This window comes from Yoonia sp. TsM2_T14_4 (assembly GCF_049602355.1).
Taxonomy (GTDB): Bacteria; Pseudomonadota; Alphaproteobacteria; order Rhodobacterales; family Rhodobacteraceae; genus Yoonia; species Yoonia vestfoldensis_A.
Genome location: NZ_CP187137.1, coordinates 1,273,062 through 1,286,482, shown reverse-complemented (window position 1 = coordinate 1,286,482; position 13,421 = coordinate 1,273,062). Strand labels below are relative to the sequence as shown.

Annotated in this window: 14 protein-coding genes and 1 pseudogene; 5 read left to right on the top strand and 10 right to left on the bottom strand. The window is 56.3% G+C overall.

What is annotated here, in order from left to right:
- Nucleotides 1-139: 139 nt before the first annotated feature.
- Both ACPF9B_RS06300 and ACPF9B_RS06295 read left to right on the top strand, forming a co-directional pair.
- Entirely contained in the window at nt 140-532 is a 393-nt protein-coding gene (locus tag ACPF9B_RS06300) for a DUF3775 domain-containing protein (RefSeq protein WP_424180017.1), read from the top strand.
- Between the two features lie 90 nt (nt 533-622).
- Nucleotides 623-1,861, top strand: a complete 1,239-nt coding sequence (locus ACPF9B_RS06295; protein ID WP_424180015.1) for a cation:proton antiporter — start codon at nt 623-625, stop codon at nt 1,859-1,861.
- A 334-nt stretch (nt 1,862-2,195) separates the two neighbouring features.
- On the opposite strand, the gene ACPF9B_RS06290 is transcribed toward ACPF9B_RS06295, so the two are convergent.
- Entirely contained in the window at nt 2,196-2,405 is a 210-nt protein-coding gene (locus ACPF9B_RS06290; protein ID WP_424180013.1) for a hypothetical protein, read from the bottom strand.
- 59 nt (nt 2,406-2,464) lie between these two features.
- Between ACPF9B_RS06290 and ACPF9B_RS06285 the strand changes: the two are divergent.
- A pseudogene (locus tag ACPF9B_RS06285) lies at nt 2,465-2,695 on the top strand (IS3 family transposase); the annotation flags it as partial.
- Nucleotides 2,696-3,210: 515 nt separating this feature from the next.
- On the opposite strand, the gene ACPF9B_RS06280 reads toward ACPF9B_RS06285, so the two are convergent.
- Nucleotides 3,211-3,447, bottom strand: coding sequence for a hypothetical protein (locus tag ACPF9B_RS06280; RefSeq protein WP_007204729.1), 237 nt, complete (start codon nt 3,445-3,447; stop codon nt 3,211-3,213).
- Nucleotides 3,448-3,562: 115 nt separating this feature from the next.
- Here ACPF9B_RS06280 and ACPF9B_RS06275 point away from each other — a divergent pair, with 115 nt between their 5' ends.
- Nucleotides 3,563-4,324, top strand: coding sequence for a Crp/Fnr family transcriptional regulator (locus tag ACPF9B_RS06275; protein WP_424180011.1), 762 nt, complete (start codon nt 3,563-3,565; stop codon nt 4,322-4,324).
- A gap of 438 nt (nt 4,325-4,762) precedes the next feature.
- On the opposite strand, the gene ACPF9B_RS06270 is transcribed toward ACPF9B_RS06275, so the two are convergent.
- Nucleotides 4,763-5,500: a DUF5765 domain-containing protein gene (locus tag ACPF9B_RS06270; protein ID WP_424180009.1), complete on the bottom strand. Its 738-nt coding sequence runs from the start codon at nt 5,498-5,500 to the stop codon at nt 4,763-4,765.
- 220 nt (nt 5,501-5,720) lie between these two features.
- Nucleotides 5,721-5,879: a DUF3309 family protein gene (locus ACPF9B_RS06265; protein ID WP_424180007.1), complete on the bottom strand. Its 159-nt coding sequence runs from the start codon at nt 5,877-5,879 to the stop codon at nt 5,721-5,723.
- A gap of 477 nt (nt 5,880-6,356) precedes the next feature.
- On the opposite strand from ACPF9B_RS06265, the gene ACPF9B_RS06260 reads away from it, so the two are divergent.
- Nucleotides 6,357-7,136, top strand: coding sequence for a PRC-barrel domain-containing protein (locus ACPF9B_RS06260; RefSeq protein ID WP_424180005.1), 780 nt, complete (start codon nt 6,357-6,359; stop codon nt 7,134-7,136).
- A gap of 211 nt (nt 7,137-7,347) precedes the next feature.
- Here ACPF9B_RS06260 and ACPF9B_RS06255 read toward each other — a convergent pair whose 3' ends face one another.
- From ACPF9B_RS06255 to ACPF9B_RS06230, 6 genes are read right to left on the bottom strand one after another with little or no spacing between them, the layout of a single operon-like run.
- Complete coding sequence (locus ACPF9B_RS06255; RefSeq protein ID WP_424180003.1) at nt 7,348-7,749, bottom strand: Na+/H+ antiporter subunit G; 402 nt, start codon at nt 7,747-7,749, stop codon at nt 7,348-7,350.
- An 8-nt stretch (nt 7,750-7,757) separates the two neighbouring features.
- Nucleotides 7,758-8,027 carry a K+/H+ antiporter subunit F gene (locus ACPF9B_RS06250; protein WP_040483113.1) on the bottom strand — a complete coding sequence of 90 codons (270 nt, stop codon included), beginning with the start codon at nt 8,025-8,027 and terminating at the stop codon, nt 7,758-7,760.
- Entirely contained in the window at nt 8,027-8,518 is a 492-nt protein-coding gene (locus ACPF9B_RS06245; RefSeq protein ID WP_424180001.1) for a Na+/H+ antiporter subunit E, read from the bottom strand. Before ACPF9B_RS06245 ends, ACPF9B_RS06250 begins: the two co-directional genes overlap by 1 nt.
- The gene (locus tag ACPF9B_RS06240) at nt 8,515-10,071 is read right to left on the bottom strand and encodes a monovalent cation/H+ antiporter subunit D (protein ID WP_424179999.1); all 1,557 of its coding nucleotides are present in this window, start codon (nt 10,069-10,071) and stop codon (nt 8,515-8,517) included. The genes ACPF9B_RS06245 and ACPF9B_RS06240 overlap by 4 nt, the downstream gene beginning before the upstream one ends.
- Nucleotides 10,068-10,421, bottom strand: coding sequence for a Na+/H+ antiporter subunit C (locus ACPF9B_RS06235; protein ID WP_007204739.1), 354 nt, complete (start codon nt 10,419-10,421; stop codon nt 10,068-10,070). Before ACPF9B_RS06235 ends, ACPF9B_RS06240 begins: the two co-directional genes overlap by 4 nt.
- On the bottom strand, nt 10,421-13,279 hold the full coding sequence (locus ACPF9B_RS06230) for a monovalent cation/H+ antiporter subunit A (protein WP_424179996.1): 2,859 nt from the start codon (nt 13,277-13,279) through the stop codon (nt 10,421-10,423). Before ACPF9B_RS06230 ends, ACPF9B_RS06235 begins: the two co-directional genes overlap by 1 nt.
- Nucleotides 13,280-13,421 lie beyond the last annotated feature (142 nt).

Here is a 13,421-nt window from a genome sequence, read left to right as displayed (position 1 = left end):
CTCAAACCATCTCATGTGGTTCCTGTCGGTGATCTTGGACAGCGCTGCTGGCGCGGATGCGGGCAGGGCATCATGATCGAGATCAGTGCCGTGCGGGACCCATGTGTTATCGTGGCGCCTTATTGAACAGGAGACACCCATGGCTGCGCTGCCCTTTAATGACAACCGGATCGAAGAACTCGTGCTGCGGTTCAACGCTCTGATGGCCAAGGAAGCGACGGATATTTCTAACCTTGGCGGCAATGCTTCGGATAACGCAGTGGCCGCGAACCTGCAAGAAACCGGTGGCGATCTGCGCCGTGACGAGATCACCCAAGAAATCGAAAGCATGAACGACGAACAGCAGGACGCGCTTGTCGCCCTTTTCTGGATCGGCCGTGGCGATAGGGAGCCTGCAGAGTGGGGAGCGGTCAAAACCCTTGCGCGCCAACAGCACAAGGGGCTGGTCAGCCGCTATCTGCTTGGCCAGCCTGAAGTTGGGGAATTCCTGACAGAAGGTCTTGAAAAAATGCTGGAATATGGTGTCGACTAATCTGGGGACTGATCCCTTTATCCTTGTGACCACCTGCGTCGTCGGCCACGCGGACGTCGTGCTGCGCAACAGCTGCCTGTGGTGAACGCGATGTCGCAATTCGAGCTTGTCGCAATGTTGCTGATACTGACCGCCACATTCAGTTGGGTGAATGTCAAGCTGGCGGTCATGCCGCACACCATCGGCCTGCTTGTGATGGGGCTTAGTGCCTCGCTTATTGTCATCGGTGCCGAGGCGGTGATGCCGGGGCTGTTCAATTATGAAGGTCTGAGTGTCCTTCTCCGCCAGGTTGATTTCCAGCAAACCGTTCTTGAAGGCATGCTCGCGTTCCTGCTGTTTGCGGGCGCGTTGCATGTCGACGTGGTCAACCTGCGTAGCCGCGCCTTGACCATCGGCACGATGGCGAGTTTGGGTGTTGTGGCGTCCACTGCGATCATCGGATCCGTCGTTTGGGCGGCATCCGACCTGATGGGTGTTACGATTTCATTGCCGTGGGCGCTTGTTTTCGGGGCGCTGATCAGCCCGACCGATCCTGTCGCGGTTCTTGCAACGTTGAAAGCCGTCAAGGTCCCCAAGGGCCTCAAGATAGTCATGACGGGGGAGACGCTATTCAACGACGGCGTGGGCGTTGTGTTGTTCGCCGTCCTGGTCCACGCCGCCACTGGTGACGAGTTCGGCGCTTTTCAGGTGGCCGAGATGTTCGTGGTCGAAGCTTTCGGCGGTGCAGCCCTCGGCGCCGTGACGGGCTATGTCGCCTATCGTGCCATGCGTGCCATCGATGACTATTCGATCGAGGTTCTAATATCGCTGGCGCTGGTCGTGGGCACATATGCGATTGCCTCCAGACTGATTGTGAGCGGTCCATTGGCGGTTGTCGTCGCTGGATTACTGGTCGGAAGCAGGGGGCCGCGCGACGCGCTGAGCGAAGAAACCCAGCGATACCTTTTCGGTTTCTGGACGCTGGTCGACGAAATGCTGAACTCGGTCCTGTTCCTGCTGATCGGGCTGGAGGTTCTGGTGTTGCGGTTCGAGCCTGCATTCGGCTGGCTGATGGCGCTCGCGGTGCCGCTGGTGCTGGTCGCGCGGCTGATTGCCGTCAGCGGTCCGGTCCTATTGCTTGGGATGTTCCGCAAATTCGAATCTGGCACGATTCCTGTGCTGACGTGGGGTGGCTTGCGGGGTGGTATCTCGGTCGCGTTGGCGCTTTCCTTGCCTGAAGGTGCTGAGAAATCAGCGCTTTTGGCAGCAACCTATGGCGTGGTTCTGTTTAGCCTGATCGTTCAGGGGCTGAGCCTGCGTGCCGTGATCCAGCGGGTCTTGCTAAAATGACTGTGGATTAATGTTGGCGGTCCAAACCGCAGGAACAACTCGGAGACATCAGCCAGCCTGAATAAGGTGAATGTGGATGACGCGTTCATTGATCGAAATCCTCGCACACAGCGCGAAGATCATCATGCCGACCACGACGCGCCAGAAATAGCTTTCGCGCCCATAAACTACCGGATGAGGCCGCAAAGAGTGACCAGTGTTGTCGTGCCGTTCCGTTTTGGTTTACGCCTTTTGGGTGGCACCTTGGATCGCAATGCAGGACACAGGGAGGGGCGATTAGCCGTTGCCAGTTCTCGCTCGACCTAAGTTGGCGTTTTCGGTTCGGCTTTATTCGCTACGCCGACTGCGTCAGCCCCCAGAAATCCGCGATGAGGCGGGTCGAGGAAATGCCGACCTCAAGCATATATTTGCCTTCTTGCCCCAGACCTTTGTCGCCATCGGCACTGATCGGGGTGCCGTGGCCCATGTCCCCGATGATGTAGTACTCGATCACCACCCGCCCGTCTGCGTCGCACCAGACTTCGCGAGGATAGCCGTCAACCATCTCGACATGTGTGGGCGGACCTTCGACCTTGTGGATCTTCTGCCATTGCCGGACAATCGAGCTGGCGTGGGAATTGTCACGATAACGCTGTCGCCGAGAGCTTCTTTCAGCTCTTGAAGCGGGAACGGATAAGGCGACGCACATACCCGACACGCGACGCTGCACGGCAGGACGTCTTCGAATACATCGAGATGTTCTACAACCCCAAGCGCAAGCACACGAACAACGGCATGCTGTCGCCCGTTGACTTCGAAGCCAGACAGCAGAAACTGAACGAGGCAGGTGTCTAGGAAACTAGGGGCACCTCAGTCCAAACAGCGAGATGTGAAGCAGGCGGCAAACCGGCGAGATAAAGGCTCGACTACCGTTGCGTTGGTCGGGAAAAGAAATCAGAAAAATTTACCCGTTCCTTGTGTCGTCAGGTCTGATTGACAGGCCTGCCGTCTGCTTCAACACCCAATATAACAAAGAGCCAGAACGACGTGATAACCTGGATCAGTCACCACTCAGAAATAAAGATGCCCTTGTGGGCAGCGATTGATTTGCCGTGGTTGCGCGTAATCTTGATACCCTTAACAAAAACATCGCGGCCGTGGCCGCTGACGGCTGGCGTGCTGATGAGAGAAGCTTAAAGGGATCGTCGTGTGACCCTTTGCAGCTTGGGATACGCAAGCAGGTCGTCTTGCGCCGTTAAACAGGATGCATCCCTAGAATTAATGTCGCCATTTTAAATTTTTTGGTATGGGTGATCCCACCGCTCACCCTGATCGGCGAATTTTTCATAAAAATTTTGAGAACGTGCCGGTCAAGGTCTTCGAACAGAATTTCCACCTGTGATGATCCGGTTGATCAGAGCGGCGACTGCGTTGTGCTCCATGATTTCTTTTTCGGAACCTTCCGCATTTGCATGTGCGGTGGCAGCATCTTTGAGAACACCCAAGATCTCGTTTTCCGGCAGGACCTTCGCATCATTCAGCGCAAGAAGCAGCGCTTCGCAGATTGATAAGGCGGCTACGCCAGAAGTTGTGCTATAGTCAGACATATTCTCTCTTTCCGGACTGTTGCGCCTGCGCAGTAGACCGGCACGGCGTGATTAACACACTCGCACGCAATAAGTTCCGTTTTGCTGATCTATATCAGTGGGATGCGTTTATTCTTTGGTACGCGTTGTTTATTTTGAGAAGGAGCCCATCATCGATACGAGACCACTCGCGCGCAAATTGGGTGCCTTTGTTACCCTGTCCACAGCGGAGCTGGACGTTCTTGAGCGCCTGTATAAGCGTAAGCGCACCTTTTTGGCCTGGCACGATTTGGTGCATCAAGGGCAAGAGGACCAAGCATGCTACATCCTTTTGTCCGGTTGGGCGTGTTCTTATAAACTTCTGCATGACGGCCAACGACAAATCGTTGATTTTCAAATTCCAGGCGATTTTTTGGGATTGCGCAGCGTGGTTCTGCATGTGTCGGACCACAGCATTGAACCCGTTACAGATATCGAAGTGACCGAAGTATATGCGTTTGATCTGCTTGACGTTTTTGCGAAGACGCCACGTTTGGCCACAGCAGTCCTTTGGACGGCTTCGCGTGACGAAGCAATGGTGGTGGAACATCTGGTTGGGATCGGGCGGCGTGGTGCGGCGGAACGGATTGCGCACTTCCTGTTAGAGCTTTGTGCAAGGCTTACGCTCGTTGGGATGGGGAGCAAGGCGGGATATGCTTGTCCGTTGAACCAGTATTTGATTGCTGATGCGATCGGGTTGAGTGCTGTGCATGTTAATCGTGTGCTGCGACAGCTGCGCGAGCAGGGGATGGTCACGTTTCGCAATGGGTATGTCACGTTCGATAATTATGATCGCACAGTCGCATTTGCAGATTTTGAAGTGAGCTATTTGGATCAATCCATGCCGCTGCTAAAGTAAGCGCGCGCATTCAGCTTGCCATATGTGCGAGATGCGCCAGCCCAGCACCTTGCGCATGTGCCAAGCCAGAAATGCAACCCGATACAAAACCCATGTCGGATGGGCATGTTACCGTCGAGACTGATCTAGATTAGCTTTAGCTACAGTTAGGGAGTGTATCGTTAACCTAAGTGTAATCCCCTCGTGACACTTAATGATCACTCTGGCGTCTTCCGGTTCTTGTCTCCCTGAAACTTGCGATTTCGCCAGAGTGATTACCCTCTACCAATGGCTGGTACAAACGTAATGGTTTGTCGCAGCCTATGATAACGAGAGCTGGCGTTATTAATCCCTTTGACAGTTCTGAAAAAGGGTCTCACGTCAGACAGCCTGCTGGACGCGGTAGTTCAGCCCTTATCCTTCCAAGCACAGACGAACCGATCATCGGGCGCTTCGCTTTCAGACGATTTGTTTGGGCCACAAAAACCATGATTTTACGAACATGTACTGTCTTATCGGTGTTTTGACGACAAGCAGCAGGATGCCTATGGATAGCAGGCACCAAATTGCGGCGACTTCATTGGGATTGCTGGTCAGGAGCATGGCCAATCGTGGGCCAACCACGAAGTGGTACAGCGTAAGCCGCCAAGACCCATAAAGTAGGGGCATCAAAAATGCGGCGACGAAATAGCTGGGATACGCGGTCAGGAAGGATGCCCAAGAATCGACAGTTATGAAGTTCAGCATCCCGTTTGTCGGTACTTCCCAGGCGATATGCCAGTCTCCGGACACTGAACACATGCGCTCGGCGCACATGACCTCACCCAGCGGACATGATCCTGCCCATTCGAACGGATAAAGCTGCAAAAGCATGATGATGGCCGAAACAAAACAGACTGCGTAAACCGGCCATTGAATTTTCTCGCGCACGAAATTCGGTATGAAGTACATCGACAGCATGTTGATAAAGAAGGGCTGGAACACGATGTGCAGATAGCCCAGCAGGGTGGCGATTTGATTGGACGGCAGGGCGCATTGATCAATGACCGCGTATGTGGAGGCCTGCAAAAGCTCCATCGAAGAGAAATAGCCTAGGGCTATCCACAACGGTGCCGGTTCTTTGTTGTAAGCTGCGTAAGCGGTGGTGGTTATACCAACAATTGCCAGTACAGCCGATGCTTCACCACTCCAGCACATAAAGTCTCACTTTTGTTTAAGATGCCCTAGGTTCGCATCGACGCCGCTTCGCGGCAGCAATGGCCCGCCTCATATCGAAACCAAACTCCAGGTTTCGCAAGCTGGGCCGGCACATTAAGGATGAAATCCTCTAGGCGGGCGTGGCAAAATATTGCGCAGGTCGACCTTGTAAGTGCCAAGCCCAAGCAATTTTCAAAGCCCGCATCTGGCTATGCGCAAATTAAATCAGCACACCGAGAAGCCACAGAACGATGAAGATAACGATCACCAGGCCAAGGACACCGCCAAGGCCGCGCGTGCCATATCGGTTGTATCCGTAATAACCACCGCCGCCGCCGAACAACAGCAAAAGGACAATGATAATCAGAATTGTACTCATGGGAGATATCTTTCTATTTGGCCGATGTTGGAAGGATCAAGCAGCTCAAAGCTTGATAGTCATCGGATGAGGTGACCCATTCGCAAGTCAATCAGTCTGGGTCGCTGTTCCGCGTCATGGCGCTCAGCGCAGGCCAAAAAAGCCCAGGATGACCAAGACGATGACGACGAGACCTACGATATATACGATCTGATTCATGAAAGTCCTATTTGCTAGGTCAGTCACCGGAGGCCAGCGACACATCCAAGCATAGGTGACTGCAGCATCATGCGAACTAACGTGGATCAGTGCGCTGCGAACGTCGGCACGCGATGCTGTGCTTGCGCTTTCGGTCTGGGTTGCAAAGCAAAGCCACGCGGCTGCCGAAGAAACTTTCGCTGTTTGTAGGTTCCGCACCCGCCTTGCGCAGCGAACGCGACGACGCAAAACGGGCGATGCACCCAGCATCGAACTTAGTCAGATTAAAGGAAACATCTTATGTTAATAGAGGCTTCAACCCTGAAGGGTTTCAAGATCTCCGCGACCGACGGCAGCGTCGGCACCGTGACTGATTTCCTGTTCGATGACCAAAGCTGGACGCTCCGCTGGGTCGTCGTTGAAACCGGCTCTTGGCTGTCCGGGCGCAAGGTGCTGCTCCCAGTTTCTGTTCTGGGTCATCCGGATACGTCCGCAAATAGCTTTCCAGTCCGCTTAACAACGAAATCGGTCAAAGATAGCCCAGATATCGACACGCATAACCCCGTGTCACGCCAGCACGAAGAACGCATGTATCGTCACTACAACATGAGCCCATATTGGGGAAACGGCTTTTACATGGGGGGCTATGGCGGCTGGACCGCGGGCATGTCAGAGACGCATTACGCTGATTCAATGCTGCGTCAGGACGCGCTTGACGCGAAGCGAAATCAGCAGCGGCATCAAAGCGACGAACCCCATCTACGCAGCATCAATGCCATGACTGGCTATAACCTGCATGCCACCGATGGTGCCATCGGTCATGTCGAGGGATTTGTGATCGACGATACCGACTGGACGATCCATTTTCTGACGGTGGATACAAAGAACTGGTGGCCGGGCAAACATGTCGTGATATCGCCGCGCTCTGCAAAGAACGTGTCGTGGGCAGACAGTGTCGTCAATCTGGATGTCGATAGGCAGATTGTCATGAACAGCCCAACCTATGACCCTTCTGTTCCGATGGACGCGGCATTCGAGACGCGGATGGCGCGTCACTACATCCCTGACGCCACCAAATAAGCTGCAAGTTTAAGGCCGCTGTGGGATGGGATCATGATCCTGTCGGTCCGGTGGTTCAGTCCAGTCGTGCTGCCGTATCATGGTGGCGCTTGGTCGCTTGACATCCGCCTCTGGCGGCCACTTTTGGGTTGCTGACGTTGGATCACCCCTTCAGGTGGCCAGCGTCGCTTCCCCGACATCGACTAAGATCACGTCACGGCGCTTGGCTGTGTTATTCGCCTATGTCGCTTTTTGCTTCAGCAATGCGGCGATCCTCGTCGCTCTCGAACCCCGCCCAAGGCCGATCGGATCCGGTCGGCGACACATCCTCGCGTTTGACAGATGTATGCAGGTTCGCTTTGGCGATAAAATGTGCCGTGATCGGGGCTGTCAGAAACAGGAACAGCGTGATCATCAGCTCATGAAAGCTGAATTTCGCGTCGGAGAAGAGGAAATAAATCATCGACGCGATCAGAACACCGCCCACACCGAGCGTTGTGGTTTTGGTCGGGGCATGTAGCCGCGTCATCGGGTCGGGGAGCTTTATCAACCCGTAAGAGCCGACAAATCCAAACACGCCAGCGATGACCAAAAAGGCCGCAACAATGATTTCCTGCCAGAGTTCCATGTCCATTGCTCCGGTCACTCGATGATATTGCCGCGCAGCATGAAGCGCGCGTAGGCAACGGTCGAGATGAAGCCGACCATTGCAATCAGGATCGATACCTCGAAAAATACCGCCGTGCCTTCGATGATGCCGTAAAGCACGAGGATTGCGATGAAGTTGATCACCATCGTATCCAGTGCAAGGATCCGCTCTGGTACGCCAGAAGACATGATCACGCACCACAGGTTCATCAGCAGGGCTACGCAAAAACAGCCCGTGGCAAAGATCAGGGCATAGGGCAGTATCATTCGAAAATCTCCCTCAATCGGCGTTCGTAGCGCTGCTTGATATCATCTCTGACAGCGTCGGGGTCCGTGGCGTCCAGACAATGCACCAGCAGGCTGCTGCCATCTGCGGCGACATCGGCGCTGACGGTGCCGGGTGTCATCGTGATCGTCCCGGCCAGCACGGTAATCGCCTCGGGGCTGCGCAGATCCAGCGGTACGGTGATCCATGTCGGGCGCATATCCTTGTTGCGTTTGAACAAGATGATCTTGGCCACGCTCACATTGGCGACGACGATGTCCCATAGAACAACAAGGATAAACTCGACGATCATCGCCGGGTTTTTCAGACGCGGCCGATCTGGCCAATAAGGAGCGGTAAGCAGCGGGATCAAGATGCCAAGGATCAGGCCGAACACCAATGTGCCCAATGACACATAATTGACCAGCATCTGCCAAACGGCGACCAGCAGCAGCGTTAACAGCGGGTGGGGTAGCAACCGGGCGATCATTTCTGCGACCCTTCCAAAGGCAGGTTTTCGACCTCAATCGCGCGTGCGGTTTCAAGCACTGCGGCGATATAGGACTGCTTGTCGAACACCTGCGCCGATGTGTGGGACAGGAATGTGGTGACAGGTCCGGCAAACACAGTGAGCATCACGATGGCAGCCAACAACCCGCCCGTCGCCACGAAAGTCAACGCTGTCTGGGTGTGTGGGGGGGCATTCTGGTCAACCTCGGGGGTAACGTTCCAGAACACCAGGCTGCCGGCACGGGCAAAGCCTACAACCGCCACCAGCGAGGTGATGAGGATCGTGGCCCAAATGAGCCAGACCAGCTCGTGATCGCGCACAGCATCCAGCACCAAAAGCTTGCCCAAGAAACCCGACAGCGGCGGCATACCGGCCATGGCGATGGCAGCAGCAAAGAAATAGGCCGCGACCAAGCCGTTCTGCACGATGGCCGGACGTGGCGCGATTGCGTCATCCTCTGCCACACGGCGGGCGCGGACCATATCGACCACCAGAAACAATGCGGCCCCTGCCAAGGTTGAATGGATCATGTAATAAAGCGCCGCTGTGATCGCTTGTGGTGTGAACAGGGCAATGGCAATCAGCAATGTGCCCATCGAGCCGATCGCGGCAAAGGCTGCCAGCCGCCCAAGATGGCTGGCACCCAGAACACCGATCATCCCGACCACCAGCGTCACGATCGCCCCAGCCAGCAGCCAGGGGCCGATAATGTCGGCGGTTGCGGCAACATCGGTCCCGAACACCAGCGTGTAGATGCGGATGATCGCATAGGCGCCGATCTTGGTCATCACTGCAAACAATGCGGCCACCGGTGCAGGGGCTTCGGCATAGGTCGCAGGCAGCCAGAAATGCAGCGGGATCAGCGCGGCCTTGACCGCAAAGACCAACAGCAGCAACACGGCAGCAACCCGTATCATCGCGGTGTCGCTTGCGGGCAGGTCTGCCACGCGCACCGCCAGATCGGCCATGTTCAGTGTCCCGGTCACGGCGTAGATCGTGCCGAGTGCGAATAAAAACAGGGTCGATCCCAGCAGGTTATAGATCACATATTGCACACCGGCACGCAGCCGCACGGCACCACCGCCATGGATCATCAGCCCGTAAGAGGCGATCAGCAGCACTTCGAAAAACACGAAAAGGTTAAAGGCGTCACCGGTCAGGAACGCCCCGAAAATACCCATCAGCTGAAACTGGAACAGCGCATGGAAATGATGGCCACGCTTGTCCCAACCCGACCCGATCGCATAGAGCACCACCGCCAGCGCCAGCACAGCGGTCAGCAGAACCATCATCGCCGACAATCTGTCCAGCACCAGAACGATCCCGAATGGCGCAGGCCAGTTGCCAAGCTCGTAGACATCAATCTGGCCGGACATGCTGTGCATCAGCAGGCCGATCCCGATCCCGATCAGTGCCACGGTCGAGGCGACAGAAAACACCCGCTGCGTTGTCACCTGATAGCGCAGAACCAGAATTATGATTGCCGCGACAAGGGCGGGCAGCAGGACGGGGGCAATGATCCAGTGGTTCACTTGCTTGGCTCCTGCGCGTCGACCGGCCCATCGGACAGGTTCACATGATCATCGTTGGACGACAGATAAGCACCCAATGCGATCAGAACAACGACGGCGGTCATCCCGAACGAAATCACGATCGCCGTCAGCACCAGGGCCTGCGGCAGCGGATCGGTGTAGGTCGGCGTGTTGTTGAGCAAAACCGGCGGCAGGTTGATCGCAATCCGCCCGGATGCGAACAAAAACAGGTTCACCGCATAGGTCAGCATCGAGATGCCCAGAATGACCGGAAAGGTGCGCAGGCGCAGGGTCAGATAAATCCCGGCGGCGGTCAGCGCGCCGATGGCACTTGCAAGTAGATATTCCATTACGCGTCCTTCGCCATCTGCGCGCTATCGCGCGACGGATCTATATCCATCGGGTAGGGGCTTGGCCGTTCTCCGGCACGATGGGCAAACCGTGACAGGCTTTCGAGCGCCAGCATTACAGCGCCCACGACACACAAAAACACCCCGACATCAAAGGCCATCGCCGTGGCCAGCTCGAATTTATTCATCGGGGGTATCTGGAAATAGCCGTAGTTGCTGGTCAGGAAGGGGCGACCTGCGAGCCACGATCCTATCCCGGTCAATGCAGCCGCAAAGATGCCCAGCGCAATGATTGTATGGTAAGGAAAGCGTTGACGCGCAGACGCCCAGTCAAAGCCGCTGGCCATGTGCTGCATCAACAGCGCAATCGCCACGACCAGACCGGCGATAAATCCGCCGCCCGGCTCGTTATGGCCGCGCAGGAAGATGAACACACCCACCATCAGCGCAATCGGCATCATGACTCTTGTCGCAATCACCATCATCAACGGGTGGCGGTCGCCCGCCTGATCGGGGTTGATGGGGCGCTGTCTCAGCCTTGCGCCGACCGGGCTGGTCAGAACGGATTCTGTCATGGCGAAAATCACCAGCGCGGCAATGCCCAGAACGATGATCTCGCCGAAGGTGTCAAAGCCGCGGAAGTCGACAAGGATCACGTTGACCACATTCGTGCCACCACCGCCCGGCTTGGAATTGGCCAGATGGAAGGCCGAGATACTGTCTTGTGAGAAATCCGACAGCAGCACGGCAAGCGCCAGCCCGCCAACCGCCAGCCCACCGATGACGGCAATTGTGCCATCGCGCCATTGCCGCGCCTTGCTGCTTTCCGTCGGCGTGGTCTTGGGCAGGAAATTAAGCGCCAGCAGCAGCAGAATGACCGTCACGACCTCGACCGAGATCTGTGTCAGCGCAAGGTCGGGGGCGGACATATAGACAAAGGCGATCGACACGATCAAGCCGACAATGCCCATCAGGACCAGTGCCAACAGACGGTTATGATGGAAAGCCACCATGCAGGCGGTGGCACCGACCAACAAGAACCAGCCGATCAATGGTACCACCCCGATGTCTATCGCTGCGCGGGTCGGGCCGGGTGCTGTGCCGCCAAACCACGCCGCTGCACCCAAGGCCGTCACAGAGACGATGAACACAGCCGTATAGCGTGTCATCGCGCCATTATGCAGCCCGTCCGTCAGGCCATGCGCCCCGCGTGTGATCGCACCAACGATCGCATCAAAGATCACTTTGGCTTCGGGACGGCGTGCTTTTGTCCATGCGGCATCCAGCGGACGGTGCAATGCCAGCAGGATCAGCCCGCCCACCACAGCCGTGATCGACAGGTAAAGCGGCAGGTTCACGCCGTGCCAGATCTTGAGCGAGTAATACGGCAGATCGCCGCCGATCACCGCGCCGGATGCCACCGCGACAAGCGGGCCAACCATCAACGCCGGCATGATCCCGATCAACACGACCAGAACCGCCAGCAACGCAGGCGAGGCCCACATGCCAAAACCTGGATCATGTGGCTTGGCGGGGTAATCGGTGCGCTTGGGGCCAAGGAACGTATGCACGATCAACCGCAAGGAATAAGCGACCGAAAACAGCGCCCCCAGCGTGGCAAAGCCGGGTAGGATCCAAGGATTACCGTTCCAGACCGTGTTGGTTGCAGCATCCAGCATCATTTCTTTGGACAGGAACCCGTTGAAAAGTGGTATGCCGGCCATCGACAGAGCCGCCACGGTCACGATGATAAACGTGACCGGCATGAGGTGGCGCAAACCGCCCAGACGCTTGATGTCGCGGGTGTGGGTCTCGTGATCCACGATGCCCGCGCTCATGAACAAGGCCGCTTTGAAGGTGGCATGGTTGATGATGTGAAACACGGCGACCACAGCGGCAAAGGGCGTGCCGAAGCCCAAAAGCATGGTAATCAGACCCAGATGAGACACGGTTGAAAACGCCAGCAACGCCTTCAGATCATCCTTGAACAGCGCAATAACAGCCCCCAGCACCATCGTGATCAGGCCAGTGGTCGCGACGATATAAAACCACTCCGGGGTGCCGGCCAGCACCGGCCAAAGCCGCGCCATCAGGAACAGACCCGCCTTTACCATCGTGGCCGAATGCAGATAGGCCGATACCGGGGTCGGTGCGGCCATCGCATGTGGCAGCCAGAAATGAAACGGAAACTGCGCCGATTTGGTAAAGCAGCCCAGCAGGATCAGGATCAGCGCCGGCAGATAATGCGGGCTGGCCTGCACCAGTTCCTTGTTTTCAAGGATCACGGTCAGATCATAACTGCCCACAATATTGCCAAGGATAAGCATGCCCCCGATCAGGGCCAAGCCGCCCATGCCGGTGACTGCCAGCGCCATGCGCGCACCTTGCCGACCTTCGGGCAGGTGCTTCCAATACCCGATCAGCAGAAAGGACGACAGCGAGGTAAGTTCCCAGAAAATCAGCAAAAGCAGGATGTTGTCGGACAAGACAATGCCCACCATCGCGCCCTGAAACAGCAGCAGATAGGTATAAAATTGCCCCATCGGGTCTTGTCGCGCCAGATAAAAGCGGGCGTAGATGATAATCAGCAAGCCGATCCCTAGGATCAGCCCTGCAAACAGAAGGCCCAGACCGTCGAGAAAGAAATTCGCGTTCAGCCCCAGCAAAGGCATCCATTCCAGCTGATACTGGATCACCTCGCCGCGCATCACAGCGGGGGCGTGGACCAAAAGGCCGACAAGCGCTGTCAGCGTGACCGAAGCCGTCGTCCAGGCGCAGGCGTCGCGCCCTGCACGGATCATCAGACCCGGCAGTAGCGCGCCCAGAAACGGAAGGGCGGCGATGATAATCAGCGACACTAACAAGGCTCCTTGATCAGAATGCGGCGCATTCCGGAATTTTTATTGCGTGGTTTTCCTACACAACTTTGGAGTAGATTTGTACCAATTTCTCATCGCTTGCAAGGGCAGCTCGCCGCCAAAGGCTGATTGCAGGTCGGGC

Coding starts and splice junctions, on each gene's coding strand:
- ACPF9B_RS06265 (WP_424180007.1), bottom strand. CDS start 5,879: ATGAGTACAATTCTGATTATCATTGTCCTTTTGCTGTTGTTCGGCGGC.
- ACPF9B_RS06235 (WP_007204739.1), bottom strand. CDS start 10,421: ATGGAATATCTACTTGCAAGTGCCATCGGCGCGCTGACCGCCGCCGGG.
- ACPF9B_RS06245 (WP_424180001.1), bottom strand. CDS start 8,518: ATGATCGCCCGGTTGCTACCCCACCCGCTGTTAACGCTGCTGCTGGTC.
- ACPF9B_RS06295 (WP_424180015.1), top strand. CDS start 623: ATGTCGCAATTCGAGCTTGTCGCAATGTTGCTGATACTGACCGCCACA.
- ACPF9B_RS06280 (WP_007204729.1), bottom strand. CDS start 3,447: ATGTCTGACTATAGCACAACTTCTGGCGTAGCCGCCTTATCAATCTGC.
- ACPF9B_RS06290 (WP_424180013.1), bottom strand. CDS start 2,405: ATGGTTGACGGCTATCCTCGCGAAGTCTGGTGCGACGCAGACGGGCGG.
- ACPF9B_RS06270 (WP_424180009.1), bottom strand. CDS start 5,500: ATGTGCTGGAGTGGTGAAGCATCGGCTGTACTGGCAATTGTTGGTATA.
- ACPF9B_RS06300 (WP_424180017.1), top strand. CDS start 140: ATGGCTGCGCTGCCCTTTAATGACAACCGGATCGAAGAACTCGTGCTG.
- ACPF9B_RS06260 (WP_424180005.1), top strand. CDS start 6,357: ATGTTAATAGAGGCTTCAACCCTGAAGGGTTTCAAGATCTCCGCGACC.
- ACPF9B_RS06255 (WP_424180003.1), bottom strand. CDS start 7,749: ATGGACATGGAACTCTGGCAGGAAATCATTGTTGCGGCCTTTTTGGTC.